The 24,909-nt window shown below is 71.5% G+C and carries 25 protein-coding genes; 11 read left to right on the forward strand and 14 right to left on the reverse strand.

The genetic code is table 11. The features are described from left to right. Positions 1–68 precede the first annotated feature (68 nt). Both otsB and kstR read right to left on the reverse strand, forming a co-directional pair. Positions 69–827: a trehalose-phosphatase gene (gene otsB, locus AC3YO9_RS06420; protein ID WP_489982515.1), complete on the reverse strand. Its 759-nt coding sequence runs from the start codon at positions 825–827 to the stop codon at positions 69–71. Between the two features lie 69 nt (positions 828–896). Further along, positions 897–1,574, reverse strand: a complete 678-nt coding sequence (gene kstR, locus AC3YO9_RS06425; protein WP_489982516.1) for a cholesterol catabolism transcriptional regulator KstR — start codon at positions 1,572–1,574, stop codon at positions 897–899. Positions 1,575–1,690: 116 nt separating this feature from the next. On the opposite strand from kstR, the gene AC3YO9_RS06430 reads away from it, so the two are divergent. Beyond that, complete coding sequence (locus tag AC3YO9_RS06430; protein WP_489982517.1) at positions 1,691–3,877, forward strand: acyl-CoA dehydrogenase family protein; 2,187 nt, start codon at positions 1,691–1,693, stop codon at positions 3,875–3,877. On the opposite strand, the gene AC3YO9_RS06435 is transcribed toward AC3YO9_RS06430, so the two are convergent. Further along, positions 3,874–4,185 (reverse strand): helix-turn-helix domain-containing protein, encoded by a 312-nt coding sequence (locus AC3YO9_RS06435; protein WP_489982518.1) that lies wholly within the window; start codon positions 4,183–4,185, stop codon positions 3,874–3,876. The two genes, AC3YO9_RS06430 and AC3YO9_RS06435, sit on opposite strands and share 4 nt — an antisense overlap. A gap of 68 nt (positions 4,186–4,253) precedes the next feature. Between AC3YO9_RS06435 and map the strand changes: the two genes are divergently transcribed. Next, positions 4,254–5,036: a type I methionyl aminopeptidase gene (map, locus tag AC3YO9_RS06440; RefSeq protein WP_489982519.1), complete on the forward strand. Its 783-nt coding sequence runs from the start codon at positions 4,254–4,256 to the stop codon at positions 5,034–5,036. A gap of 97 nt (positions 5,037–5,133) precedes the next feature. Here map and AC3YO9_RS06445 read toward each other — a convergent pair whose 3' ends face one another. From AC3YO9_RS06445 to AC3YO9_RS06465, 5 genes are all read right to left on the reverse strand, one after another. Further along, positions 5,134–5,994: a MaoC/PaaZ C-terminal domain-containing protein gene (locus AC3YO9_RS06445; RefSeq protein ID WP_489982520.1), complete on the reverse strand. Its 861-nt coding sequence runs from the start codon at positions 5,992–5,994 to the stop codon at positions 5,134–5,136. Beyond that, positions 5,984–7,777, reverse strand: coding sequence for a 3-oxosteroid 1-dehydrogenase (gene kstD, locus AC3YO9_RS06450; RefSeq protein ID WP_489982521.1), 1,794 nt, complete (start codon positions 7,775–7,777; stop codon positions 5,984–5,986). The genes AC3YO9_RS06445 and kstD overlap by 11 nt, the downstream gene beginning before the upstream one ends. Before the next feature lie 211 nt (positions 7,778–7,988). Beyond that, positions 7,989–9,047, reverse strand: coding sequence for a 2Fe-2S iron-sulfur cluster-binding protein (locus tag AC3YO9_RS06455; protein ID WP_127784586.1), 1,059 nt, complete (start codon positions 9,045–9,047; stop codon positions 7,989–7,991). A 4-nt stretch (positions 9,048–9,051) separates the two neighbouring features. Further along, entirely contained in the window at positions 9,052–9,426 is a 375-nt protein-coding gene (locus AC3YO9_RS06460; RefSeq protein ID WP_127781874.1) for a hypothetical protein, read from the reverse strand. Positions 9,427–9,431: 5 nt separating this feature from the next. Next, positions 9,432–10,613 (reverse strand): 3-ketosteroid-9-alpha-monooxygenase, oxygenase component, encoded by a 1,182-nt coding sequence (locus AC3YO9_RS06465; protein WP_489982522.1) that lies wholly within the window; start codon positions 10,611–10,613, stop codon positions 9,432–9,434. A 170-nt stretch (positions 10,614–10,783) separates the two neighbouring features. On the opposite strand from AC3YO9_RS06465, the gene hsaA reads away from it, so the two are divergent. The 6 genes from hsaA (at position 10,784) to AC3YO9_RS06495 (ending at position 16,754) form a co-directional block, all read left to right on the forward strand. Further along, the gene (gene hsaA, locus AC3YO9_RS06470; RefSeq protein WP_489982523.1) at positions 10,784–11,962 is read left to right on the forward strand and encodes a 3-hydroxy-9,10-secoandrosta-1,3,5(10)-triene-9,17-dione monooxygenase oxygenase subunit; all 1,179 of its coding nucleotides are present in this window, start codon (positions 10,784–10,786) and stop codon (positions 11,960–11,962) included. Between the two features lie 77 nt (positions 11,963–12,039). Further along, on the forward strand, positions 12,040–12,942 hold the full coding sequence (gene hsaC / locus AC3YO9_RS06475; RefSeq protein ID WP_489982524.1) for an iron-dependent extradiol dioxygenase HsaC: 903 nt from the start codon (positions 12,040–12,042) through the stop codon (positions 12,940–12,942). A gap of 2 nt (positions 12,943–12,944) precedes the next feature. Next, positions 12,945–13,505 (forward strand): 3-hydroxy-9,10-secoandrosta-1,3,5(10)-triene-9,17-dione monooxygenase reductase subunit, encoded by a 561-nt coding sequence (hsaB, locus tag AC3YO9_RS06480; RefSeq protein ID WP_206518171.1) that lies wholly within the window; start codon positions 12,945–12,947, stop codon positions 13,503–13,505. A 138-nt stretch (positions 13,506–13,643) separates the two neighbouring features. Next, entirely contained in the window at positions 13,644–14,918 is a 1,275-nt protein-coding gene (locus AC3YO9_RS06485) for a glycosyltransferase family 4 protein (RefSeq protein ID WP_127781879.1), read from the forward strand. Further along, positions 14,912–15,643 carry a class I SAM-dependent methyltransferase gene (locus AC3YO9_RS06490; protein ID WP_489982525.1) on the forward strand — a complete coding sequence of 244 codons (732 nt, stop codon included), beginning with the start codon at positions 14,912–14,914 and terminating at the stop codon, positions 15,641–15,643. The genes AC3YO9_RS06485 and AC3YO9_RS06490 overlap by 7 nt, the downstream gene beginning before the upstream one ends. Before the next feature lie 52 nt (positions 15,644–15,695). Then, positions 15,696–16,754, forward strand: coding sequence for a prenyltransferase/squalene oxidase repeat-containing protein (locus AC3YO9_RS06495; protein WP_489982526.1), 1,059 nt, complete (start codon positions 15,696–15,698; stop codon positions 16,752–16,754). Here the strand turns inward: AC3YO9_RS06495 and AC3YO9_RS06500 are convergent. The 5 genes from AC3YO9_RS06500 to AC3YO9_RS06520 form a co-directional block, all read right to left on the reverse strand. Beyond that, positions 16,730–17,389: a class I SAM-dependent methyltransferase gene (locus AC3YO9_RS06500; protein ID WP_489982527.1), complete on the reverse strand. Its 660-nt coding sequence runs from the start codon at positions 17,387–17,389 to the stop codon at positions 16,730–16,732. The genes AC3YO9_RS06495 and AC3YO9_RS06500 overlap by 25 nt on opposite strands. An 11-nt stretch (positions 17,390–17,400) precedes the next feature. After that, entirely contained in the window at positions 17,401–17,721 is a 321-nt protein-coding gene (locus AC3YO9_RS06505; RefSeq protein WP_127784588.1) for a carboxymuconolactone decarboxylase family protein, read from the reverse strand. Between the two features lie 68 nt (positions 17,722–17,789). Continuing rightward, positions 17,790–18,689 (reverse strand): NAD(P)-dependent oxidoreductase, encoded by a 900-nt coding sequence (locus tag AC3YO9_RS06510; protein WP_489982528.1) that lies wholly within the window; start codon positions 18,687–18,689, stop codon positions 17,790–17,792. Then, positions 18,686–19,438: an SDR family oxidoreductase gene (locus AC3YO9_RS06515; RefSeq protein ID WP_127781883.1), complete on the reverse strand. Its 753-nt coding sequence runs from the start codon at positions 19,436–19,438 to the stop codon at positions 18,686–18,688. Before AC3YO9_RS06515 ends, AC3YO9_RS06510 begins: the two co-directional genes overlap by 4 nt. A gap of 67 nt (positions 19,439–19,505) precedes the next feature. Beyond that, entirely contained in the window at positions 19,506–20,996 is a 1,491-nt protein-coding gene (locus AC3YO9_RS06520) for an aldehyde dehydrogenase (protein WP_489982529.1), read from the reverse strand. Between the two features lie 114 nt (positions 20,997–21,110). On the opposite strand from AC3YO9_RS06520, the gene AC3YO9_RS06525 reads away from it, so the two are divergent. Beyond that, complete coding sequence (locus AC3YO9_RS06525; RefSeq protein WP_127784589.1) at positions 21,111–21,713, forward strand: TetR/AcrR family transcriptional regulator; 603 nt, start codon at positions 21,111–21,113, stop codon at positions 21,711–21,713. 2 nt (positions 21,714–21,715) lie between these two features. Next, entirely contained in the window at positions 21,716–22,939 is a 1,224-nt protein-coding gene (locus tag AC3YO9_RS06530; RefSeq protein WP_489982530.1) for a cytochrome P450, read from the forward strand. Here AC3YO9_RS06530 and AC3YO9_RS06535 read toward each other — a convergent pair. After that, positions 22,936–23,544 (reverse strand): TetR/AcrR family transcriptional regulator, encoded by a 609-nt coding sequence (locus tag AC3YO9_RS06535; protein ID WP_489982531.1) that lies wholly within the window; start codon positions 23,542–23,544, stop codon positions 22,936–22,938. The genes AC3YO9_RS06530 and AC3YO9_RS06535 overlap by 4 nt on opposite strands. A gap of 106 nt (positions 23,545–23,650) precedes the next feature. Between AC3YO9_RS06535 and AC3YO9_RS06540 the strand changes: the two genes are divergently transcribed. After that, a complete protein-coding gene (locus tag AC3YO9_RS06540) occupies positions 23,651–24,877 on the forward strand; it encodes a cytochrome P450 (RefSeq protein WP_489982532.1) in 1,227 nt (408 codons plus the stop codon). The last annotated feature ends 32 nt before the right edge of the window (positions 24,878–24,909 follow it).

The raw sequence follows: 24,909 nt of genomic DNA on the forward strand, positions 1-24,909 counted from the left end.
CGGCGGGCCTGCGGAGCCTGGTCAGGCGCTGCGCGGGGCAGGCGCTGCGCGGGGCAGGCGCTGGCTGGTCAGGCGCTGCGGAGGTCCAGCAGCACCCGCAGCGCTGACAGCACGTCGTCGATCTCGCCCACCCGGTAGCGGGCGGCGCTGACGCCCTCGCCGACCTTCACGCCCACGTCGTCCGCGCGGAGCACCCGGAACGCCTTCTCGTCGGTCACGTCGTCGCCGAAGAACACCACGGCGGTCGCCTCGTGCTGCTCGCGCAGCAGGTTCAGGGCCAGCCCCTTGTCGGTCTCGATGACGGCCAGCTCGATCACCGCCTTGCCCTCGGTGACCTGCACCCCTGACCAGGTGGCGGGGCCCAGGCGCACCAGCTCCAGCACCTGCTTGCCCACGTCCATGGCGGCGTTGCGCACGTGCACGGCGATGCTGGCCGGCTTCACCTCCAGGCTGACTCCGGGTCGGTCAGCCGCGATGGCCTGCAGGGTGGCGTGCAGCCGCCGGTGCAGGTCCCGCTCGGCGGGCCCCTGGGGCCGGGTGAAGCCCGCGGCGAACTCCGCGCCGTGGCTGCCCACCAGCTGCACGTCGGCACCGGCGCCGGACAGCACCGCCAGGTCGTCCCTGGCGCGCCCGGAGACCAGCGCCACGGCGGTGTCGGGCAGGTCGGCCAGGGCGTTGAGCAGCTCGATGGCGTCCTCGCGCGGGAAGGCCTGGCTGGGGTCGCTCACGAACGGCGCGATGGTGCCGTCGTAGTCCGACGTCACCAGCAGCCGCGGGGTGGCGGCGATCGTCTCGAGCGCGGCACAGAGGTCGACGGGCAGTCCCATGGCAGAGAACTTACGTGGGCTGGGCCGCGAGGGCGCCCGAACCGGCTGGGCGGTGACCGCCCGGGTGGCTCAGGCAGTGGGGTCGGCGGGCGCGGTGGACTCGGCGGGCGCAGTGGGGTGTGCGGGCGCGGTGGACTCGGGGGGCGAGGTGACGTCCTCGTGGCTGAGCAGCAGGCGGGCGGTGAGGTCGAGTCGGTTGGCCACGTCGGTGGCCGAGGCCCGCCGGGTGACCCAGGCAACCAGGTTGGCCAGCCACACGTCGCTGATCACGCGGGCCACCGCGCGCTGCTCGTCGGTGGGCTCGGCGGAGAACATCGCCTTGGCGAACATCGTGTCCATCAGCCGGCCCACGGCATCCACCTCGGCGGACACCGAGGCGTCGGCGAACATGAACGCCCGGGTCATGGCCTCGGTGGTGTTCGGGTCGCGCTGCATGCCGTTGGTGGTCTGGCGCAGGATGCGGCGGGCCCGCTCGTAGGCGGTGTCGCCGGGGGCGGGCAGCCGCGAGGCGCGCTCGTGCAGCCGCTGCAGCTCGCGCTCCAGGGCGGAGACCAGCAGGTGGATCTTGGAGGGGAAGTACCGGTACAACGTGCCTACCGCGACGTCGGCCTTCTCCGCCACCGCGCGCATCTGCACGGCGTCGTAGCCACCCTTGGAGGACAGCGCGAGCGTGGCGTCCAGGATTCGCTTGCGCCGCTCCCGCTGGGCCGAGGAGCCCGATCCGTCGTCGGTCGGCTTGGTAGCCATGCTGAGTTCCTAACACGCGTGGGGTGGCACTGCCCGGCAGAAGACTGGAACACGTTCTACCCTGTGGGGAAATCTTATCGCTCTCTCCGTGCAATTCCTCATCAGGAGTGAACTCAGTGTCGATCGCCACCACCGACGAGCAGCGCGCCGTGCAGGACGCCATCCAGGCCTGGGCCGACCGGGCGCACCCGGCGGACGCGGTCCGCACTGAGCAGGACGCGCCCCGCGCCGCCTGGAGCTCCTTCGCCGAGCTGGGGTTCCTCGCGGTGGGGCTGCCGGAGGAGCTCGGTGGCGCTGGCGGCACCACCGTGGACCTGGCGGTGGTGGTGGAGGCGGCCGCCGCCGCGCTCGTGCCCGGCCCGCTGGTGGGCACCGTGCTGGCGGGGCAGGTGCTGCTGCGCTCCGGGGCCCCAGCCGCCCAGAAGCTGCTGCCCGCGCTGGCCGAGGGTGCGCTCAGCCTGGCGGTTGCCCTGGAGGCGGGCTCCCTGGTCGCCGAGCGGGACGCCGACGGCGCGCTGGTGGTGAGCGGCTCGGTCGGGCCGGTGCTGGGCGCGGACGCGGACACCGCCCTGGTGCTGGGCACCGCGGTCGGCGCCGACGAGGTGTGGTTCGTCCTCGACGCCGGAACGCCGGGGGTGCACCTGGACCCGCGCCAGGCCAGCGACCTCTCCCGCAGCCTGGCCCACGTGCGCCTGGAGCAGGTGCGCGTGCCGGCCGAGCGGCAGCTGGAGCGAATCAGCTCGGCGGAGGTGCGCGACCTGGCCGCCTGCCTGTTCGCCGCGGAGTCAGCCGGCGTCGCGGGCTGGTGCCTGCGGACGGCCACCGAGTACGCCCGGGTGCGCGAGCAGTTCGGTCGGCCGATCGGCTCCTTCCAGGCCGTCAAGCACCTGTGCGCGGAGATGCTCACCCGGGAGTCGCTGGCCACCGCGGTCGCCTGGGACGCGGCCACGGCCTGGGACGCCGCCACCGAGGGGCCCGGCACCGGGAACGCCGCCGCCGAGCGGGCGCTGGCCGTGGCGGTCGCCGCGGCCGCCGCGCTGGACGCGGGGGTGGACAACGCCAAGGACTGCATCCAGGTGCTCGGCGGCATCGGCTTCACCTGGGAGCACGACGCGCACTACTACCTGCGCCGTGCGCTGGTGCTGCGCCAGCTGCTCGGCGGCAGCGGCCGCTGGCGCCGGCGCACCGCCGACCTCGCCCTCGGCGGGACCCGGCGCTCGCTCGGCGTCGACCTGGGGGAGCAGACGGAGGCCGGCCGCGCCGACGTGCGCCGGCAGGCCGAGCAGATCGCGGCGATGGCACCCGGTGAGCAGCGCCAGGGCCTGGTGGACGCCGGCTTCCTCGCCCCGCACTGGCCGCGCCCGCAGGGCCTGGACGCCAGCCCTGCCCAGCAGCTGCTGATCGACGAGGAGCTGGCCCGGGCCGGGGTGAGCCGGCCGGACATCGTCATCGGCGCCTGGGCCGTGCCGACCATCCTGGAGCACGGCACCCCGGAGCAGGTGGAGCGCTTCGTGGGGCCCACCCTCACCGGCGAGGTGCGCTGGTGCCAGCTGTTCAGCGAGCCCGGCGCGGGCTCGGACCTGGCCGCGCTGCGCACCAGGGCGGTGCGGGTGGACGGCGGCTGGAGGCTGTCCGGGCAGAAGGTGTGGACCTCGCTGGCAAAGCAGGCCACCTGGGCCATCTGCCTGGCCCGCACCAACCCCGACGTGCCCAAGCACCGCGGCATCACCTACTTCCTGGTGGACATGAGCACTCCGGGCATCGACATCCGCCCGCTGCGGGAGATCACCGGCGACGCCCTGTTCAACGAGGTGTTCCTGGACGACGTCCTCGTGCCCGACGACGCGGTGGTCGGCGAGGTCGACGGCGGCTGGAAGCTGGCCCGGACCACGCTGGCCAACGAGCGGGTGGCGATGGGTGGCGGCTCCAGCCTCGGGGAGGGGGTGGAGGCGCTGCTGCAGCTGGTCGCCGAGCGCGGGCTGGACACGGACCAGAGCGTGCGGGAGACCCTGGGCGTGCTGGTGAGCGAGGGGCAGGCCCAGTCGGTGCTGGAGGTGCGCACCACGCTGCGCCAGCTGGACGGGCAGGACCCCGGCCCGGAGTCGAGCGTGCGCAAGCTGGTGGGGGTGCGGCACCGCCAGGCGCTGTCGGAGGCAGCGCTGGAGCTGCTCGGCCCGGACGCCGCCGAGGCGGGCCCGCTGCTGCGCACCTTCCTCAACGACCGCTGCCTGTCCATCGCCGGCGGCACCACCCAGATCCTGCTCAACGTGGCCGCCGAGCGCATCCTCGGCCTGCCCCGCTAGTCCGGCAGCGGGACTGCGAGCTGCGAGGCCAGTCGCTTGGCGCGAGCTGGCCCCCCGCCGCCCTCGGGCTGGTTGACCTCGCCCCAGACCGCGTCCAGGGAGAGGCCGAGAACGCCGGCGATCGCGGCGACAGTCGGGAAGGACGGGGTGGCCACGCGGCCCGACTCGATCTTGCGCAGGGTCTCCGGCGACACACCGGCATCGAGCGCGGTCTCCAGCATCGAGCGCGCCCCCCTGGCCCGGCGGAGCACCGCACCCAGGCGCTGTCCGCGCTCGAGCTCTGCGGGGGTGAGCGGCAACCTGACCATGACGCCAATTCTAGTACCGGGATACCATGGCCGGGATAGTTGTTGGCTACCCGTGAGGAACGCGCCACGTGATCGAGATCCTGAACCCCTCCCAGCTGGCCCGCGCGAAGGAGGCGGGTGCGCTGGTCGCGGACATCTTGCAGACCCTCAGGGGCCGCAGCGCAGTCGGCACCAACCTCCTGGAGATCGACCGGTGGGCCCAGGCCCTGATCGCCGACGCCGGGGCGCTGTCCTGCTACGTCGACTACGCGCCGTCCTTCGGGCGCGGGCCGTTCGGCCACTACATCTGCACGGGAGTGAACGACGCCGTGCTGCACGGCCTGCCGCACGACTACGCCCTCGCCGACGGCGACCTGCTGACGCTGGACCTCGCCGTCACCAAGGACGGCGTCGCTGCCGATGCCGCCATCAGCTTCATCGTGGGCGACGCGCAGCCCCCGGAGAGCGTCGCGATGATCGAGGCCACCGAGCGCGCGCTGCACGCGGGGATCGCCGCTGCCGGCCCGGGAGCCCGCATCGGGGACATCTCCCACGCCATCGGGACGGTCCTGCGCGAGGCGGGGTACCCGGTGAACACCGAGTTCGGCGGTCACGGCATCGGCTCGACGATGCACCAGGACCCGCACGTGGCGAACACCGGACGGCCCGGCCGTGGGTACAAGCTGCGCCCCGGCCTGCTGCTCGCGCTGGAGCCGTGGGTCATGGCCGACACCGCAGAGCTCGTCACCGACGCCGACGGGTGGACGCTGCGCAGCGCGACCGGCTGCCGGACCGCCCACAGCGAGCACACCATCGCCATCACCGGTGACGGCGCCGAGATCCTCACCCTGCCCTCGCGCGCGCACGCCTGAGCTCGCGGCCGGCCATGGTGCGGCCCGACCGACGACTGCGGCCCCCGCCCGGATCGGGTGGGGGCCGCAGTCAGGTCGGCGGTGGTGCCTCGCAGGCTCAGGCGGTGGTCAGTACACCGTCGGCGAGCACCGGGGCGTCGTCGCGCTCCACCACGCTGGCGGTGACCAGGTACTGGCCGTCGTCCTCCCAGATCCGGGTGCGCAGCGTCTCGCCCGGGAACAGCACGCCGGCAAAGCGCACCCCGAAGGAGGCCACCTTGCTGGTGTCGCCCCCGAGCACGGCGTCCACCACGGCCTTGCCGGCCACCCCGTAGGAGCACAGCCCGTGCAGGATGGGCTTGTCGAAGCCGGCCGCCTTGGCGAACTCGGGGTCGGAGTGCAACGGGTTGCGGTCGCCGCACAGGCGGTACAGCAGCGCCTGCTGCGGCAGGATCGGCGACTCCACCACGTGGTCGGGCGCCCGGTCGGGCAGCTCCACCTTGTCGGAGGGGCCCCGCTCGCCGCCGAAGCCGCCCTCGCCCCGGGCGAAGATGCCCGACCGGGTGGTCCACAGCGGGTTGCCGTCGGCGTCCACGGTCTCGCCCTCCTGGATGATGACGGCGGCCTTGCCCTTGTCCCACACCTCGGCGATGCGGGTGCGGGTGGTCGCCGTGCCCGCGGTGGGGATCGGGCGGTGCACCGTCACCTTCTGGTGTCCGTGCACCACCTTGGCCAGGTCGATCTCCACGCCCGGGAAGGAGACCTTGGGGGCCTCGGTGGCGTGGAAGCTGGCGGCCACGGTGGCGAAGGTCGGCAGCACCTGCAGCCGGTCCTCCAGCACGTAGGCCAGCTCCTGGGGGTCCAGGCTGTGCGCCCCGGCTCCCACGCCCAGCTGGTAGAGCTGGACGTCGGAGGCGGTCCAGGAGAAGGTCTGCTCGGGAAGCTCCGCGCCGAGTGCGACGGAGAGATCAATGGGCACTGGTGGCCGCCTTCGTGTCGTTGTTGTCGGGCTTGTTGCCGGCCTTGCGGGCGGCGATGTCCAGAGCGGCGAGGTAGCCGAAGGTCATCGCAGGGCCGATGGTGGCGCCCGGCCCGGCGTAGGTGTGGCCCATCACCGGCCCGGAGGCGTTGCCCGCAGCGTAGAGGCCCTCGATGGCCGAGCCGTCCTCGCGCAGCACTCGGCCGTTGACGTCGGTGCGCATGCCGCCCTTGGTGCCGAGGTCACCGGGCACGATCTTCACCGCGTAGAACGGTCCGACCTCGAGCGCGCCGAGCGTGGCGTTGGGCTTGTTGCGGGGGTCGCCGTAGTACAGGTCGTAGCCGCTGTCACCGCGGCCGAAGTCCTCGTCCTTGCCCTTGGCGGCGAAGCCGTTGAAGCGCTCGACGGTCTCGCTGAGCACGTCGGCGGGCACCTCGATGCGCTCGGCCAGCTCGGCGATGGTGGCGCCCTTGACGATGACACCCGCCTTGAGCCAGCGGCCGGGGAACGGTGCGCGCGGCTGCAGGCCGGCGAACATGTACCGGTTGCGGTAGCGGGTGTCGATGATCATCCAGGCCGGCACGTTCTCGCCCGGACCCTCGCCCTGGCCGTGCTCACCGCCGTACATGCGGTGCACGGCCTCCACGTAGGGCGCAGCCTCGTTGAAGAACCGCTTGCCGCGGGTGTTGACCATGATGCCGCCGGGCAGGGTGCGCTCGGCCAGGCAGAACCAGGGCCCGCCGGTCAGCGGGATGGACGGGCCCCACCAGGCGTCGTCCATGAGGTCCAGCGCAGCGCCCAGCTTCTGTCCCGCCAGGATGCCGTCACCGGTGTTGGCCTTGGCGCCCACCGTCCACTCGGTGCCGATCGGGGCGCGCTGGTACTTCTTGCGCATCTCGTCGTTGTGGTCGAAGCCGCCGCTGGTGACGATGACGCCGTGACGGGCGTGCAGCACGGACATCGCGCCCTCCCGCAGCACCTCCACGCCGGTGACCCGGCCGTTGGTGCTCACCAGGTCGCGCATCGGGGTGTCCAGCAGCACCGGCACGCCGGCGTCCAGCAGCCCCGCGCGCAGCCCACCGGCCAGCGCCTGGCCGCGTCCGACGAGAGCCTTGCCGGTGGCGCGGCTGTACATCCAGCGGGCACCCACCCGCAGCACCCGTGCGGGACCGCGGGGGTTGCGCATCATCAGGTTCAGCCACTTGAAGTCAGCCTGGGTCACCACCACGCCCAGCGGTGCCTTCGCCACGTCGGGCTCGAGGTTCTTGGCCTCCTTGCCCAGCTTCTTCAGGTCGAACGGCTTGGGCTCCACGGAGCGGCCGCCCAGGCGACCACCGGGCGCTTCGGGGTAGTAGTCGGAGTAGTTGGGCACCCAGGTCAGCTTGAGCGGGCTGTTGCGGAGCACGAACGACAGCATCTCCGGGCCGCGGTCGAGGTAGGCGTCGATGCGCTCCACGGGCACGTCCTTGCCGATGATGCTCAGCAGGTAGGTGCGCGCCGCCGCGGGAGTGTCGTCGGTGACCCCGGAGGCCTTGAGCGCCTCGTTGTTGGGGATCCAGACGCCGCCGCCGGACCGGGCGGTGGAGCCGCCGAAGTGCTTGGCCTTCTCCACCAGCACCACCGACAGGCCCTGCTTGGCCGCCGCGAGCGCCGCGGTCATGCCAGCCGCCCCGCTGCCCACGACGACCACGTCGTAGGTCTCGTCCTGGCCGCGCGCGGGCGCGGGCGCGGGCGCCGCGCTGCTGGTGTCGGTCGGCGTCTGCTCGGCCTCGTTCGCACCCATGGATCCTCCACTTGGTCGGGCTGCAACAGGTTGTAGCTGTTGCGCTCAGGATCGCCATCCTAGGCGCACGAACAGGCACGATGGCCCTGCGCAGGCAGTGGAACCTGTTCCAGTATCGGGTGGCCTGGGGGCGGCGGGGCCGGCACGCAGGACGCCCGGTCGCCGTGCGGCAACCGGGCGTCCCGCGGTGGTCGGCCGACCGCGTGGCGGCCTACTCGGAGTAGGTGACCTTGACCGTGTCGGTCATCGGCAGGGCCTGGCAGGCGAGCACGAAGCCGTCCGCGAGGTCTTGGTCGTCCAGGATCTCGTTGACCAGCATCTTCACCTCGCCCTCCTTGACGATGCAGGCGCAGGCGCTGCACGCGCCCTGGCGGCAGGAGAACGGCGCGTCGATGCCCTTCTCCAGCAGCAGGTCCAGCAGCAGGGTGTCGGCCGGCCACTCCAGGCTGTGCACCGTGCCGTCGAGGTCCACCTCGACGGTGGCTGCCGTGCCGGCATCCTCGGCGGACACCTCCTGCTGCGTCGGCGCGAAGGGGTCGCCGATCAACGACTTGAACAGCTCGACGTGGATCTGGTGTCGGTCCATGCCCAGCTCGCGCAGCGCGTGCGTGGCCACGTCCATGAACGGGCCCGGCCCGCAGATGAACGCCTGGTAGCCGATGAACGGCCGGGACAGCTCCTCCAGCTGGGCGCGGGAGGGCAGGCCCTGCACGCTCTCCAGCCAGTGGATGACCCGCAGCCGGTGCGGGTGCTCGGCGGCCAGCTCGCGCAGCTCGTCGGCGAAGATCACCGACTTCTCGTCCCGGTTGGCGTAGAGCAGCACCACCTGGCCGTCGCCCTTGGCGAGAGCCGACTTGAGGATGGCCATCACCGGGGTGACGCCGCTGCCCGCGGCGAGCAGCAGGAAGTCGTCGTCCAGCGACTTGGGCACGAACAGTCCGGCGGGCGGCAGGACCTCGATGGTCATGCCCACGGTCACGTGGTCGCACAACCAGTTGGACCCGTAGCCGTCGGAGGTGCGCTTGGCAGTCACCTTGAGCACGCCGTCGGTGTGGGGCGAGCTGGACAACGAATAGCAGCGCGCCACCGAGCCGGTCTGGTCGCTGGGGATGCGCAGCGTGAGGAACTGCCCCGGCTCGTAGGCGAAGCGCTCCTTGGCCTCGGCCGGGATCTCGAAGACCAGCGACCGGGCGTCGTGGGTCTCCTCGACGACGTCGAGCACTCGCAGCAGGTGCGAGTGTGCCCCTGTGGGCACCGACTCGGCGGTCACCGTCTCAGTCACTGTCACTCCTGTTTCCGGCTTCCCCGTCGGGGTCGCCCACCTGCAGCATGCCTTCGGCCACTGCGTAGCTGATGCTGGCCCTCAGTCTGGGGCAGGTGTCGGGCAGCGCGGTCATCGACCCCGTGCTCGTTCCGGCCCGCAGCTCGGGACAGCTCTCCTTCGCGCGTGTCGTCCACTGGATGCTGGTGTGCTGCTTGCTGTTCTTCTTCACCAGCACGCGCGTCCCGCAGGTCCCGCAGTCGACGGGCTGCAATCCTGCCGTGGTGTACAGCAGCTTGTCAGCCTCAGTCTCAGCGTGCAGGCGCTCGGCGACCTCGCGCTGGTTGGCGAAGCTGGGTGCCTTGGCCCAGGTGGCGGTGTCGGCCATGGTGCTCAGACCTCCTGGGAGGTCTTGGCGGCCTCGGCCTCGGCCTGCATCCGCCGCATGTTCTCCTGCACCTCGGCCTCCCAGTTCTCGTTCGCGTGGGTGGTGTCCACCTCGAACTCGAAGCGCTGGGTCATCTCGTCGGTGACCTGGTCGACGTCGACGTAGAACTGCTCGTACCAGCGACGCAGCTGGTAGACCGGGCCGTCCTCCTCGGTCAGCAGCGGGTTCTCGATCTTGGTCTTGTTCTTCCAGATCTCCACGTCCTGCATGAACCCCTCGCCCACGCCCTCGGCGAACTTGCGGGCGAGCTTCGCGGCGGTCTCGTCGCTCACGCCCTGGGGCTTCTTGACGATGACCCCGTACTGCAGCACGAACTTGTTGGCGGAGACGGGGTAGTGGCAGTTGATGAGCACGCTGTCCACCTCGTAGCCGCCGTACTTGTTGACCAGCGGGTTGATCATGTACGAGGGGCCGTAGTAGGCGGCCTCGGACTCGACCAGCGTCTCGGTGCCGGCGTACTGGGTGGACATGCCGATGTCGGGGCGGCCGCGGCTGTTCATGTACTGCGAGGCGATGTGGCCCTCGAAGATGTTCTTGAAGTACAGCGGGAAGGCGTAGTGCACGTAGAAGAAGTGCGCCATGTCCACGACGTTGTCGATGATCTCGCGGCAGTTGGAGCCCTCGATGACCAGCGTCTCCCAGGTCCAGTCGGTCCACTCGTCGCTGAAGGCGCCCTCGATGCGGGGGATGGTGACCTCCGCCGGTGGCGGGTTGCCCTCCGGGTCGTTCCACACGAAGAGCTGCTGGTTCTGCTCCATGGTGGTCCAGGCGGCGGTGCGGGCGCGCAGCGGGACACGCTTGGCGTAGGGCACGGCCTTGCACTTGCCGTCGCCGCCCCAGCGCCAGTCGTGGAACGGGCAGGCCACCGTGTTGCCCTTGACCTCACCCTGGGAGAGGTCACCACCCATGTGGCGGCAGTAGGCGTCGAGCACGCTGATCTTGCCGTCCTCGCCGGCGAAGACCACGAGCTTCTGGCCGAAGGCCTCGATGGAGTGCGGCTTGCCGTCGCGGAAGGTGTCGGCCAGGCCGATGCAGTGCCAGCCGCGGGCGAAGCGCGTCTGCAGCTCGCCGACGTCGATCTGCCGCACCTCGTCGGTGTCGTGTGCGGTGCTGCTGGTCTGGGTCATCTTGGTGCCTCCGAGCTAGGGCCGATCTGGTGGTAGAACACGTTACAGAATGGGTGGCCAAATCGCCAGCGCGAGTGGCCTCGACACGAATTGGAACATGTTCTAGTCTGGGCCGCAGCAGACGGTGCCGCACGGTCGCCAGGCACCCCGGCCAGACACGGGAGCACGGGATGAGCGAAGTAGTCGGACACGACGTCCTGGCCGGTGTGAGCACGCTGCTCCCGGCGTTTCGGGTGCGTGCGCAGGAGGCGGAGGACCTGCGTCGCATCCCCGACGCGAGCATCAAGGAGCTGCAGGAGCTCGGCTTCTTCCGGTTGCTGCAGCCGAAGACCTACGGCGGCCACGAGGCAGACCCGGTGACGTTCTACTCGGTGGTCAAGGAGATCGCCGCCGCGTGCGGCTCCACCGGCTGGGTCTCCTCCATCATCGGGGTGCACAACTGGCACCTGGCGCTGTTCCCCAGGCAGGCGCAGGAGGACGTGTGGGGGGAGAACCCGGACACCCGCATCTCCTCCTCCTACGCCCCCATGGGCAAGGGCGTGATCACCGAGGGCGGCTACCGGCTCACCGGCAAGTGGTCGTGGTCCTCCGGCTGCGACCACGCCACCTGGGTGATGGTGGGGGGCCCGGTGCTCAACGGTGACGGCAAGCCGGTGGACTTCTGCACCTTCCTGGTGCCCCGGCCGGACTACACCGTCAACGACGTCTGGGACGTCGTCGGCCTGCGCGGCACCGGTAGCAACGACATCGTCATCAACGACGTCTTCGTCCCGGCCCACCGCGTGCTCAGCTTCATGGACATGAGCAGCGGCACCGCCCCGGGCCTGGTGGAGAACACCGCCGCGCTGTACAAGATGCCCTGGGGCACCATCCACCCCACCACCATCAGCACTCCCATCGTGGGCATGGCCGCGGGTGCCTACGCCGCACACGTGGAGCACCAGGGCAAGCGGGTGCGGGCCGCGTTCGCGGGGGAGAAGGCCAGGGACGACCCGTTCGCCAAGGTCCGCATCGCCGAGGCCGCCAGCGACATCGACGCCGCCTGGCTGCAGCTCGCGGGCAACGTGGCCGCCGAGCACGCGCTGCTCGCTGCCGGCCAGGAGGTGCCGATGTCGTTGCGCCTGCGGGCCCGCAGGGACCAGGTGCGCGGCACCGGCCGCGCCATCGGGGCGGTGGACCGGCTGTTCGAGAACTCCGGCGCCAGCGCGCTGCAGAACGGCACGCCCATCCAGCGCTTCTGGCGCGACGCCCACGCTGGCCGGGTGCACGCCGCCAACGAGCCCGAGCGGGCCTACGTGATGTACGGCAGTGGCGAGTTCGGGCTGCCGATCACCGACTCGATGGTCTAGACAGGGGCCACGCAGGACCGAGCCGGCCCGTCCGCGCTCGCCGACCGTTCGACCGACTTCGGAGTGGGAGTGACGTGATGGGGATCCGTTCGCTGGCGTACATGCGCATCGAGACCACCGACATGGCCGCGTGGCGGGAGTACGGCCTCAAGGTCCTCGGCATGGTGGAGGGCAAGGGTGCCGATCCGGCGGCGCTGTACCTGCGGATGGACGACTTCCCGGCCCGGCTGGTCATCGTCCCCGGCGAGCACGACCGGCTGCAGCTCTCCGGCTGGGAGACCGCCAACGCTGCCGAGCTGGACGACGTCCGCGCCCGCCTGGACGCCGCCGGGGTCCCGTTCAAGGAGGGCACCGCTGAGCAGCTGGCCGACCGTCGGGTGGTCGGGCTGATCAGCTTCGCCGACCCCTCGGGCAACACCCTGGAGGCGTTTCACGGCGCGGCCCTGGAGCACCGCCGGGTGGTCAGCCCCTACGGGCACCGCTTCGTCACCGGCGAGCAGGGCCTGGGCCACGTGGTGCTGTCCACCGGCGACGACGCCGCCGCGCTGACCTTCTACCGCGACGTGCTCGGGTTCCGGCTGCGCGACTCCATGCGGCTGGCTCCGGAGTTCGTCGGCCGGGCCCCGGACAGCGAGCCGGCGTGGCTGCGCTTCTTCGGCTGCAACCCGCGCCACCACAGCCTGGCCTTCCTGCCCATGCCCACCCCCAGCGGCATCGTGCACCTGATGATCGAGGTGGAGCACTCCGACGACGTCGGACTCACCCTGGACCGCGCGCTGCGCCGCAAGGTGCCGATGTCGGCGACGCTGGGCCGGCACGTCAACGACCAGATGCTCTCCTTCTACATGAAGACCCCGGGCGGCTTCGACGTCGAGTTCGGCTGCGAGGGCCTGCAGGTGGAGGACGAGGGCTGGATCGCCAGGGAGAGCACCGCGGTGTCGCTGTGGGGACACGACTTCAGCGTCCGGGGCCAGCAGTGAGCCTGACCGACGCTGCCTTCGACTCCACCCGCTTCCGCACCGTCCTCGGCCAGTTCGCCACCGGCGTCACCGTGGTCACTGCGGTCGCCGACGGGGTGCCGGTGGGCTTCGCCTGCCAGTCCTTCGCCGCGCTCTCGCTGGACCCGCCGCTGGTGACCTTCTGCCCGGGCAGGCTGTCCCGGGCCTGGGCGGCCATCCGCAGCTCGGGCCGGTTCTGCGTGAACGTCCTCGCCGACCACCAGCGCGACGTCAGCTCGGTGTTCGGCTCCCGCGCCGAGGACAAGTTCGCCGGGTTGACCTGGTTCCCGTCGCCGGGCGGTTCTCCGGTGCTCGACGGCGTGCTGACCTGGGTGGACTGCGTGATCGAGGACGTGCACTCTGGCGGAGACCACGACATCGTGGTGGGCCGGGTGCAGACGCTGGGCCAGCTGGGGCACGAGCGTCCGCTGCTGTTCTACCGGGGCGCGTACACCTCGGTGGACCTCGGGGACACCGGCCCCGCGCCCGAGCGGACCGACCTGGAGGCCTTCCTCACCTGGCCGCGGCACGACGACTGGGTCTAGTCCGGACTCGTGGCCCCACCTGCCGCGGGTCGACGGGCAGCGCCGCGCGGCTGACTGGCCCAGGGCGATGCCCGGACCCAGGGTGAACGTGTTCTAAAGTGGAGCCGATCACACCGACCCGAGGGATTGAGGTGAGCAGTGCGGATCGCACTCCTGTCCTACCGAAGCAAGCCGCACTGCGGGGGACAGGGCGTGTACGTGCGCCACCTCAGCCGTGAGCTCGTCTCGCTGGGCCACACCGTCGAGGTGTTCTCCGGCCAGCCCTACCCCGAGCTGGACCCGGGCGTGGCGCTGACCAAGGTCCCCAGCCTGGACCTCTACCGCGACCCCGACCCGTTCCGCACGCCGCACCTGCGGGAGATCCGTGACGGCATCGACGTGCTCGAGGTCGCCACCATGTGGACTGCCGGGTTCCCGGAGCCGCTCACGTTCAGCCTGCGGGCCGCGCGGCTGCTGGGGAAGCGGGCCGCGGAGTTCGACGTGGTGCACGACAACCAGAGCCTCGGCTACGGCCTGCTCCGCCTGGTCAAGGCCGGGCTGCCGCTGGTGGCCACCATCCACCACCCCATCACCCGCGACCGCGACGTCGACCTCGCTGCCGCGCGCGGCCGCCGCAAGCTCAGCCTGCGCCGCTGGTACGGATTCCTGCGCATGCAAGGCCGGGTGGCCCGGCGGATCCCCGCGCTGCTCACCGTCTCCAAGTCCTCCGAGCAGGACATCCGCACCGCCTTCGACGTGCCGGACGGTCGGCTGCAGACCATCCCGCTGGGCGTGGACACCGAGATCTTCGCCCCGCCGAGCACGCCCCGGGTGCCCGGGCGCATCGCCTGCATCGCCAGCGCGGACATGCCGCTGAAGGGCGTGGCCAACCTGCTGGAGGCCGTGGCGAAGCTCCGCACCGAGCGCACCGTGGAGCTGGTGCTGGTGTCCAAGCTGGACCCGGCGGGTCGCTCCGCGCGGCTGATCGAGCAGCTGGGCATCGCCGACATCGTGCAGACGGTGTCCGGGGTGGACGACGACGAGCTGGGTCGGCTGATGGCCTCGGCCGAGGTCGCCGCCGTGCCCTCGCTGTACGAGGGGTTCTCGCTGCCCGCCGTGGAGGCGATGTCCTGCGGTACCCCGCTGGTAGCCACCCGCACCGGGGCGCTGCCCGAGGTCGTCGGCGAGCACGGTGACGCGGCCCTGCTCGTGGAGCCCGGCGACTCCGAGGCGCTGGCCGGCGCGCTGGCCACCCTGCTCGACGACGCCGCGCTGCGGGAGCGGATGGGCACCGCGGGACGCGCCCGCGTCCTGGAGCGCTACAGCTGGGCCGCCGTGGCGGCCCGCACCGCGCAGTTCTACGCCACCACCATCGACCGGTTCCACCAGGAGAACGGCACTGGGGAGCAGAAGGAGCCACGCACAGCATGCTGACCGTCGACTTCGATCGTCTGGGCGTCAAGCCGGGAGACAAGGTCATCGACATCGGGGCCGGAGCCGGACGGCACTCCTTCGAGCTGTACCGCCGCGGCGCCGACGTCATCGCCTTCGACCAGAGCGAGTCGGACATGGCCGCGGTCGCGGACATGTTCGGGGCCATGGAGCTGGAGGGCGAGGTCCCCGAGGGGGCCACGGCTCGCACCGAGGTGGGTGACGCCCTCGCCCTGCCCTACGAGGACGAGTCCTTCGACGTGGTGCTGATCTCCGAGGTGCTCGAGCACGTCCCCGAGGACGAGCGGGCCATCGCCGAGCTCACCCGCATCCTCAAGCCCGGCGGCGTGGCCGCGGTGACCGTCCCGCGGTACTTCCCGGAGAAGATCTGCTGGGCGCTCTCGGACGCCTACCACGAGGTGGAGGGCGGCCACGTCCGCATCTACCGCGCCGACGAGCTCGCCGCCAAGCTGGAGGCGGCCAACCTGACGGTGGAGCACGTCCACCACGCCCACGCGCTGCACTCGCCGTACTGGTGGCTCAAGTGTGCCGTCGGGGTGGACAAGCAGGAGCACCCGCTGCCCAAGGCCTACCACCAGATGCTGGTCTGGGACCTGATGAAGGGCCCGTGGCTGACCCGGACCGCGGAGAAGCTGCTCAACCCGGTGATCGGCAAGAGCGTGGTGTTCTACCTCAGCAAGCCGAAGGTCCCCGTTGCGGCCGTCTGACCTGCGGCGTCGACAGCCGACGCCCCGGTCGGACCGGCACCCGGCGCCCGCGGTGCCCGGAGTGCTCACCGCCGAGCAGGCGGTGCAGACCGGACGGGCGATCGCGGTCATGCAGGAGCCCTCCGGTGCCATCCCGTGGTTCCCTGGCGGGCAGACCGATCCGTGGGACCACCTGGAGTCGGCCATGGCGCTGACCACGCTGGGCCTGGACGAGGAGGCCGACGCGGCCCTGGAGTGGTCGCTGCGCACCCAGCGCGCCGACGGCTCCTGGCCGATGCAGGTGCGCGGCACCACGGTGGAGAACGCCGGCACCGACAGCAACTTCTGTGCCTACCTCGCGGTGGCGGCCTGGCACCAGCACCTGGTGCGCGGCGACGCCGCTCGCACGGCCCGGCTGTGGCCGGCGGTGCGGGCAGCGATCGACCTGGTGCTGCAGCTGCAGGCCCCGGGCGGGGAGATCTACTGGGCCTGCGGCCCGGGCGGGGTGCTCACCGAGGCGCTGCTCACCGGCTCCGCCAGCATCCACCAGAGCCTGCGCTGCGCGGTGCTGCTGGCCGAGGAGCTGGACGACCCGCAGCCGGAGTGGGAGGTGGCGCTGTACCAGCTGGGCCACGCCCTGCGCCGCCACCCGGAGGCGTTCACGCCCAAGCCCGAGTTCTCCATGGACTGGTACTACCCGGTGCTGGGCGGAGCGGTGCGCGGTGAGCAGGCCGCCGAGCTGATCGCCGAGCGCTGGGACGACTTCGTGGTGGCCGGCCTGGGCATCCGCTGCGTGGACCACAAGCCGTGGGTGACCGGTGCGGAGACCTGCGAGCTGGTGCTGGCGCTGGACGCCATGGGCCGGCGGGGGGAGGCGCTGGAGCTGTTCACCAACATGCAGCACCTGCGCGACCCGGACGGCTCCTACTGGACCGGGCTGGTCTACGCCGACGGCAAGCGCTGGCCCGAGGAGAAGAGCTCCTGGACCAGCGCTGCGGTCATCCTGGCCGCCGACGCGCTCGCCGGCGCCACTCCTGGTGCCGGGCTGTTCCGCGACGCCGCGCTGCCGGCCGCCGAGCTCGGGCCGGACAGCTGCGGCGACCACTGCTACGCCAGCGGCTCCCCGGTCTGACCGCTGGTGCGCTCGAGCACCCGCAGCGAGCCCTGCACGGAGACCTCCTTGAAGTCACCGGTGGCCAGCGCGCGCTGGTAGATCTCGTACGGGGGACGGCCGCCGTCGGCGGGGTCGGGGAAGACGTCGTGGATGACCAGCGCGCCACCCACCGCCACCCACGGCGCCCAGCCGGAGAAGTCGGCCTGCGCTGCCTCGCTGCTGTGCCCGCCGTCGATGAACAGCAGCGACAGCGGGGTGCGCCAGAACGCCGACACCTGGGTGGACGCGGCCACCACCGTGACCACGTGCTCCTCCAGCCCGGCGTCGGCCAAGGTGTGGCGCAGCCGCGTGGAGGTGTCGAACCGGCCGGTGTGGGCGTCGATGAACGTCGGGTCGTGGTACTCCCAGCCAGGCTGGTGCTCCTCCGAGCCGCGGTGGTGGTCCACCGTCACCACGGTGGCGCCCACCGCCTTGGCCGCGGCGCCGAGGTAGACGGTGGAACGGCCGCAGTAGGTGCCGATCTCCACCCCCACCCCGTCGCCCAGGTAGGCCAGGGCCGCCTCGTGCAGGGCGGTGCCCTCGTCGATCGGCATGAAGCCCGGGGTCTGCTCGGCCAGGTCCACCAGCTCGATGGGCAGGGTCTGGGTGCTCACGGTCAGCGGTCCTACTTTCGGTTGGCGGCCACGCGCCCCACCATCGCGTCCAGCTTGGTCCCCTGCGCCCAACCGACGTAGTGGCACAGGAAGAGCGCGATCTCGCGGAGCTGCGTCTCGTCTAGCTCCTCATTGTGCAGTGCCGCACCCACCTGGATCTCCGCGACGTCGATCTGGCCCTGTGCGGTCAGTGCTCCGAGCAGCAGCAGGCGGCGGTCCCGGATGCTCAGCCCCGGCCGCGACCAGATGTCGGCGAAGAGGTGGTCGGCGGTGGCGGCGAAGTGCGCGCCGGGGCCGTCCTGCATGGTGAAGCCGTAGACCTGCTCCATCATCTCGAGCCCGCGAGCCCGCCGCTCGGCGCTGGTCTCTGTGCCTGGTGCGTCCACTGCTGCTTCTCCGCTCACTGCTGCTCCTGGTCTGCTGCTGCTTCTCGGGCGGTGCTGCCCTGGCCCACCCCGAGTCCGGGCCCGAGCCGGGCCAGCGCCAGCCGGGCCAGGGGCAGGTCCACCTTGGTGCGCTCGCCCAGGTCCAGCGCGAGGGACAGGTCCTTCTCGCCGAGGTTGCGCACGTGGCTGAGGATGGCGTGCCAGCCGTCGCTGTCGGCCACCGGTGCCGCGGTGTCGCGGTGCATGATCGCCCCGGCGCCGCCGGTGAGGGCGTCGGAGTGGCGCACCACCTTGCCGAGGTCGACGAGGTTGAGCCCCGCCGCCTCCGCCAGCTGGGCGGCCTCGGTGACGGCGGTGAAGGCCACGAAGTGCAACAGGTTGCGCGCCAGCTTCATCCGGGTTCCTGCGCCCACCTCCCCTGCGTGCAGCACCAGCTCACCGATCAGGCCGAAGGGCTCGCGCACGGCCGCGAAGGCCCGCTCGCTGCCGCCCACCATCACCGCGAGGGCGCCGGTGGCCGCGCCGGCCGCGCCGCCGCTGACCGGGGCGTCCACCAGGTCCACCCCGGCCTCGGCGCACACCGCGGCCAGCTCGACCGCGGTGGCGTCGCTGATGGTGGAGTGCACCGCCACCACCGTGCCCGGGGCTGCGCCGGCCAGGATCCCGTCCGGGCCGGTGAGCACCTGGCGCACCTGCTCGTCGTTGACCACCGTGACGCAGACCAGGTCGGCGGCCTGGGCCACCTCACGGGGGCTGGCGGCGGCGGTGGCGCCGGCCTGCACGAACGGCTCGACCGCCTCGGTGCGGGTGTCGAAGACGGCCAGCCCGCCGGGCCACGCCAGCAGGCGCTTGGCCATCGGCGCACCGATGTTGCCCAGGCCGATGTAGCCCACCGGGCGCTGTGCCGCAGTCATGACCGGATGACCTGGCCACCGTCGACGTTGAAGATCTGCCCGGTGACCCAGCCGGCCTCGTCGGAGAGCAGGAACAGGCACATGCCCACCAGGTCCTGCGGGGTGCCGATGCGCTTGAGCGGCAGCGCCTTCACCATGTCCTTGACGATGGTGCCCGGGGTGACGGTGCGGGTGGCCTCGGTGTCGATGGGACCCGGGGCGATGGCGTTGATGCGCACGTTGGCCGGACCGATCTCGGTGGCCAGCTGCTGGGTCATCCCGTTCACGCCCACCTTGGCCAGGCCGTAGAAGCCGGAGTACAACCACGCCGCGGTGGAGGACTGGTTGACGATGGCGCCACCCCCGCGCTCGGCCATGTGCGGGTACACCGCCCGGGTCACGTTCAGCGCACCGTCGAAGTTCACGCTCATGAACTTCTTGTAGTAGTCCCACGGCACGGTGATCAGGAAGTCCAGCTGCATGCCGCCGTAGATGGCGGCGTTGTTCACCAGGTAGTCGATGCCGCCGTAGGCCTGCACCGCCGCCTCGGCCAGCGCCTTCGCGGAGGCCTCGTCGGCCACGTCGACCTCCTGGAACACCGCGGTGCCACCGTCGCTGGTGATCTGCTTGGCCACCGCCTCGCCCAGCTCGCGGTTGAGGTCGGCCACCACCACGGAGGCGCCCTCGGCGGCGAGCGCGCGGGCGTAGGCCTCCCCGATGCCCTGCGCGGCGCCGGTCACGATGGCGGTCTTTCCCTCGAAGCGGTTCATCCGTGGATCTCCTTGGTGCACTGGGTGGGGCGGTGGTCGGGGGTGTGCGTGGCTGCGCGCGGGCGCATCAGGAGGCCGGCTCGGCGACGAGCTTGGTCTCCAGGTACTCCTCGAAGCCCGCCACGCCCATCTCGCGGCCGATGCCGGAGGCCTTGTAGCCGCCGAAGGGCGCGTCGATGCCGTACCAGACCCCGCCGTTGACCCCCAGGGTTCCGGTGCGCACCCCGGCGACGACCGCGGCGAGCCGGTCGGGGTCGGTGCCGTAGACCTCGCCGGAGAGGCCGTAGGGGGAGTCGTTGGCGATGCGCACGGCGTCCTCGTCGCCGTCGTGCGGCAGGATCACCAGCACCGGGCCGAAGATCTCCTCGCGGGCGGTGCGGGCGGTGTTGTCCAGCCCGGCGACGAGGGTGGGCTCGATGAAGAAGCCGTGCTCCTTGTCGGCCGGCCGGCCGCCGCCGGCGGCGATGGTGCCGCCCTCCTCGGTGGCCAGGCGCAGGTAGCCCTCCACGCGGTCGCGCTGGCGGGCGGAGATCAGCGGACCACAGATGGTGCGGCTGCTGTCCGGGTCGCCGGCACGCAGTCCCGCCATGGTGTCGGCGGTGGCCTTGACCGCCTCGTCGTAGCGCTCCCGGGGGACCAGCAGGCGGGTGGTGAGGGCGCAGCCCTGGCCCGCGTGGGTGCACACGGTGAACGCCGCCATGGTGCAGGCGCCGGCCACGTCGGCGTCGTCGAGCACGATGAACGCGGACTTGCCGCCCAGCTCCAGGAAGACCTTCTTCAGCGTCTGGGCCGCCGCGGTCATCACCGCGGTGCCGGTGGCGGTGGAACCGGTGAACGACACCAGGTCCACCCGCGGGTCGGTGGCCAGCTGCGCACCCACGGAGTGGTCGGTGGAGGTGATCACGTTGACCACCCCGGCGGGGATGTCGGTCTCCTCGGCGATGATGCGGCCGACCAGGGCGGCGCACCACGGGGTGTCCGGGGCGGGCTTGAGGACCACCGTGTTTCCCGCGGCCAGCGCGGGGGCCAGCTTGGCGAAGTTGATCTGGTGCGGGAAGTTCCACGGGGTGATGGCACCGACCACGCCCACCGGCTCCTTGAGCACGTAGCGGTTGGTGCGCACCCCCATCGGCTCAGCCACCCCGAGCTCCTGCCGCCACGCGTAGGACTCCGCCAGGTCGGCGTAGTAGCCGAGGTACTGGATGGGCAGCTCCAGCTGGGGGCCGGAGGTGAGGAAGCGGGGTGCGCCCACCTCGGCGATGGTGATCTCCCGCAGCTCCTCCAGGTGGTTCAGCAGCGCCTGCTGCAGCTGGCGCAGGCAGCGCACCCGCAGCTGCACGTCCCGGGACCAGTCGGTCTCGTCGAAGGCGCGGCGGGCGGCGGCGATCGCGGCGTCCATGTCCTGGGCGGTGGCGTCGGCGGCCTGGCCGATGACCTCCTCGGTGGCTGGGTTGAGGATGTCGAACACCCCGCCCGCGCCGGGCACGAGCTTGCCGTCGACGAGGAGGAAGGAGCTCTCCGTGGGGCCCGGCCGGAGCGGGGTCGTGGTCGTGGTCATCGCGCACCGCCGTGGTTTCTGGACATGTGTCTGGACCGTAGTCCACGGGTGAGAGCCGCGCAATGGTGCGCAGGCGCATGCGCTGTAGTAGTGTCTGGACACGTGTCTAGTAGTGTGAACAACGAGTCGACCCGCAGGCGCCTCACCGAGAAGCAGGCCGACACCGTCGACCGGCTCACCAAGGCCGCCCTCGACGTGCTGCGCGAGGTCGGCTTCAGCGGGCTCACCGTGCGCCTGGTCGCCTCCCGCGCCGGGGTGGCCCCGGCCACGGCCTACACGTACTTCTCCTCCAAGGAGCACCTGGTGGCGGAGATGTTCTGGCGCACCCTGGCGGCCGCACCGGACCCGGAGCCCGCCACCGACGACCGCACCGGCCGGGTGGCGGCGGTGCTGCGCAAGATCGCGCTGCTGGTGGCCGACGAGCCCGAGCTGGCCGGGGCGGTGACGGCGGCGCTGCTGGGTGGTGACCCGGACGTGGAGCACCTGCGCGCCCGCATCGGCCTGACCATCCGCCGCCAGCTGGCCGACGCGCTCGGTCCCGACCACACGCCGGCCGAGCTGGAGACGCTGGAGATGCTCTACTCCGGCGCCCTGGTGCGCGCGGGGATGGGCTACGGGTCCTACACCACCGTGGCCGACCGGCTCGAGGCTGCGGCCGCCCTGGTCGTGCCCAACACCGCAGGCGTCGGCACCCGGGCCGGCCCGACAGGGGAGTGACGATGACCGAGACCGCGAGCACCACGACCACCAGACCGCCGCTGGCCTTCAGCCCGTACGACTACGCGATCCACGAGGACCCCTACCCCACCTACGAGCGGCTGCGCGACGAGGCGCCGCTGTACTACAACCCCGACCTCGACTTCTGGGCGCTGTCGCGCCACGTCGACGTGATGGCGGGCTTCCGCGACGCCGAGCGGCTCTCCAGCGCCAACGGTGTCTCGCTCGACCCGGCCGCCTACGGTCCGCACGCGCACAAGACCATGTCCTTCCTCGCCCTGGACGACCCCCGCCACCAGCGGATGCGTCGGCTGGTCTCCAAGGGCTTCACGCCGCGGCGGGTGCAGGAGCTGTCCGGGCGCATCCTCGAGCTCACCCGCCAGCACCTCGAGCCTGCGCTGGCCCAGGGGGAGTTCGACTTCATCGAGGAGGTGGCCGGCAAGCTCCCGATGGACGTCATCTCCGAGCTGATGGGCGTGCCCGAGGCTGACCGGGCCGAGCTGCGTCGCCTGGCCGACCTGGTGATGCATCGCGAGGAGGGCGTGCAGGACGTCCCGGTGCCGGCGATGGAGGCGTCCCTGCACCTGGTCGGCTACTACGCGGACATGCTGGCCGAGCGACGCACCAAGCGCACCGACGACCTCACCTCGGCCCTGCTGGACGCCGAGCTGGACGGTGACCGGCTCACCGACGACGAGATCATCGGCTTCATGTTCCTCATGGTGGTGGCCGGCAACGAGACCACCACCAAGCTGTTGGGCAACGCGCTCAGCTGGGGCTTCCGCAACCCCGACGAGCTGGCCAAGCCGTTCGCCGACCCCGCCCGGGTTCCGGAGTGGACGGAGGAGACGCTGCGCTACGACACCTCCAGCCAGATGTTGGCGCGCACCGCCAAGGTCGACCTCACCTACTACGGACAGACGGTGCCCGCCGGAGCCCAGGTGCTGCTGCTGGTGGGCTCGGCCAACCGGGACTCCACCGTCTTCGCCGACGCCGACACCTTCCGCATCGGCCGCGACCACGACAACAACCTGGCCAGCTTCGGCGGCGGCACCCACTTCTGCCTGGGTGCGCACATGGCCCGGCTGGAGGCCAACATCGCGCTCACCGAGCTGGTGCGCCGGGTGGAGAGCTTCGAGGTGGACGAGGCCAGCGCCCGCCGGGTGCACTCCTCCAACGTGCGCGGCTTCGCCACCCTGCCGGTGCGGGTGACGGTGCGCGCCTAGCCGACCGGTGGGGGTCGCCGGTCGGTGGCGCGCGCGGGGGCGATGCCGCTCAGCGCGGCGCGCAGCACCGTGTCGTAGATCAGCTCCAGGTCCAGCTCGTCACCCAGGAAGCCGCTGTTGACCAGGGTGGCGAAGCCGTGCAGCGCGGCAAAGAGCGACACCGCGGCCTGCAGCGACTCCTCCGGCGGCACACCGCAGGACAGGAGCATCTCGCTGAGCACCGTGTTCACGTCCAGCGCCGCCACCACCAGCTCGGTGCGCTCCACCGGGGCGGCAGTCAGCGCCTGGTAGCGCTGCGGGTGGGTGGTGGCGAACGTGCGCAGGGTGTCGGCCAGGGCCGTGATGCCCTCGGTTCCGGTGCGACCGAGCGCAGCCGCGCGAAGCTGCTCGCCCAGCTCGGCCATGGTGCGCACCTGCACGGCGCCGCGCACGTCGTCCAGGCTGCGCACGTGGTTGTACAGGGACGGGACCACCACGCCGACGCGGGCGGAGAGGCTGGTCATCGACAGCTGGTCCCAGCCCAGCTCGTCAATCACCTCGACCGCGGCGCGGATAACCTTGTCGCGGTTCAGGGTTCGGCGTCGCGGCGCGCGCGGTGCGCTCATCGGTGGCCTCCCGGCTCGTTCAGGGTCAGCATGCCTTCCCTTCTAAACTAATCTGTGTAGTTTAACGGTGTTGGCTAGATCACACCCCACGCTGCCGAGGTTGACCATGACTGCTTTCGTCTCTGACCGAACCCCCGTGCCGGACCTGAAGGACGCTGGCGTCTACGCCGAGGCCGTGCCGCACGACTTCTTCACCGAGCTGCGCACCAGCTGCCCGGTGTACTGGCAGCCGGAGGAGGGCGGCAGCGGCTTCTGGGCCGTCACCCGTCACGCCGACGTGGTGGCCGTCTCCCGCGACATCGCCACGTTCTCCTGCGCCGCGGGCACCACCCAGATCGACGACTTCGACGAGGAGGCCCGCGCCAAGCAGGCCGCCATGCTGATCAACCTCGACCCGCCGGACCACACCCGCCTGAGGCTGCTGGTCTCCCGCGGCTTCACCCCGCGGGTGATCGCCACGCTGGAGGAGCACATCCGGGAGATCTGCACGCGCATCGTGGACCGCCTGCTGGAGCAGGGTGACGTGGACTTCGTGCGGGGTGCCGCCTCGCCGCTTCCGCTGGAGGTCATCGCCGCCCTCCTCGGCGCACCCGCCGAGGAGGTGGACAAGCTCTACGACTGGTCCAACCGGATGATCGGCTTCGACGACCCGGAGTTCGGCACCACCGAGGCCGACGGCGAGATGGCGGCGATGGAGATCTTCCTCTACGCCAACGAGCTGGCGGCCCAGCGCCGGCTGGAGCCTCGCGAGGACATCGTCACCAAGCTGGTCCAGCCGGACGAGCACGGCGACGTGATCAGCGAGATGGAGTTCAACATGTTCTTCGTCCTGCTGGTGATCGCCGGCAACGAGACCACTCGCAACGCCACGGCCGGCGGCATGCAGGCCTTCATCGACCACCCCGAGCAGTGGCGCCTGCTGCAGGAGCGCCCGGAGCTGGTCGGCTCGGCGGTGGAGGAGGTGCTGCGCTGGGTGAGCCCGGTGATGGACTTCCGGCGCACCGCCACCCGGGACTGCCTGATCGGCGAGCAGCCGGTGGCAGCCGGCGACAAGGTGGTCATCTTCTACCCCAGCGCCAACCGGGACGAGTCGGTCTTCCCCGACCCCTTCCGCTTCGACATCAGCCGCGACGCCAACCTGCACCTCGCCTTCGGCGGCGGTGGAGCGCACTACTGCCTGGGCACCCACCTGGCTCGGCTGGAGCTGAAGGTGCTCTTCGAGGTGATGGCTGAGCGCATCGACCGGGTGGAGCCCACCGGCCCCGTGCGCCGCCTCCGGTCCAACTTCATCAACGGCATCAAGGAGATGCCGGTGCGCATCCACGCGCGTTGAGGTTCGGCGCTGCGGAAACCGTTGCCCGGCCC

The sequence above is a fragment of the Rhodococcus sp. Z6_132 genome, from assembly GCF_058133635.1.

What these genes read in the sequence shown, in the direction of transcription:
- otsB (WP_489982515.1), bottom strand. Translation starts at nt 827, where the DNA reads ATGGGACTGCCCGTCGACCTCTGTGCCGCGCTCGAGACGATCGCCGCC.
- kstR (WP_489982516.1), bottom strand. Translation starts at nt 1,574, where the DNA reads ATGGCTACCAAGCCGACCGACGACGGATCGGGCTCCTCGGCCCAGCGG.
- AC3YO9_RS06435 (WP_489982518.1), bottom strand. Translation starts at nt 4,185, where the DNA reads ATGGTCAGGTTGCCGCTCACCCCCGCAGAGCTCGAGCGCGGACAGCGC.
- kstD (WP_489982521.1), bottom strand. Translation starts at nt 7,777, where the DNA reads ATGGGTGCGAACGAGGCCGAGCAGACGCCGACCGACACCAGCAGCGCG.
- AC3YO9_RS06460 (WP_127781874.1), bottom strand. Translation starts at nt 9,426, where the DNA reads ATGGCCGACACCGCCACCTGGGCCAAGGCACCCAGCTTCGCCAACCAG.
- AC3YO9_RS06465 (WP_489982522.1), bottom strand. Translation starts at nt 10,613, where the DNA reads ATGACCCAGACCAGCAGCACCGCACACGACACCGACGAGGTGCGGCAG.
- hsaA (WP_489982523.1), top strand. Translation starts at nt 10,784, where the DNA reads ATGAGCGAAGTAGTCGGACACGACGTCCTGGCCGGTGTGAGCACGCTG.
- hsaC (WP_489982524.1), top strand. Translation starts at nt 12,040, where the DNA reads ATGGGGATCCGTTCGCTGGCGTACATGCGCATCGAGACCACCGACATG.
- AC3YO9_RS06490 (WP_489982525.1), top strand. Translation starts at nt 14,912, where the DNA reads ATGCTGACCGTCGACTTCGATCGTCTGGGCGTCAAGCCGGGAGACAAG.
- AC3YO9_RS06505 (WP_127784588.1), bottom strand. Translation starts at nt 17,721, where the DNA reads ATGATGGAGCAGGTCTACGGCTTCACCATGCAGGACGGCCCCGGCGCG.
- AC3YO9_RS06510 (WP_489982528.1), bottom strand. Translation starts at nt 18,689, where the DNA reads ATGACTGCGGCACAGCGCCCGGTGGGCTACATCGGCCTGGGCAACATC.
- AC3YO9_RS06515 (WP_127781883.1), bottom strand. Translation starts at nt 19,438, where the DNA reads ATGAACCGCTTCGAGGGAAAGACCGCCATCGTGACCGGCGCCGCGCAG.
- AC3YO9_RS06520 (WP_489982529.1), bottom strand. Translation starts at nt 20,996, where the DNA reads ATGACCACGACCACGACCCCGCTCCGGCCGGGCCCCACGGAGAGCTCC.
- AC3YO9_RS06530 (WP_489982530.1), top strand. Translation starts at nt 21,716, where the DNA reads ATGACCGAGACCGCGAGCACCACGACCACCAGACCGCCGCTGGCCTTC.
- AC3YO9_RS06535 (WP_489982531.1), bottom strand. Translation starts at nt 23,544, where the DNA reads ATGAGCGCACCGCGCGCGCCGCGACGCCGAACCCTGAACCGCGACAAG.
- AC3YO9_RS06540 (WP_489982532.1), top strand. Translation starts at nt 23,651, where the DNA reads ATGACTGCTTTCGTCTCTGACCGAACCCCCGTGCCGGACCTGAAGGAC.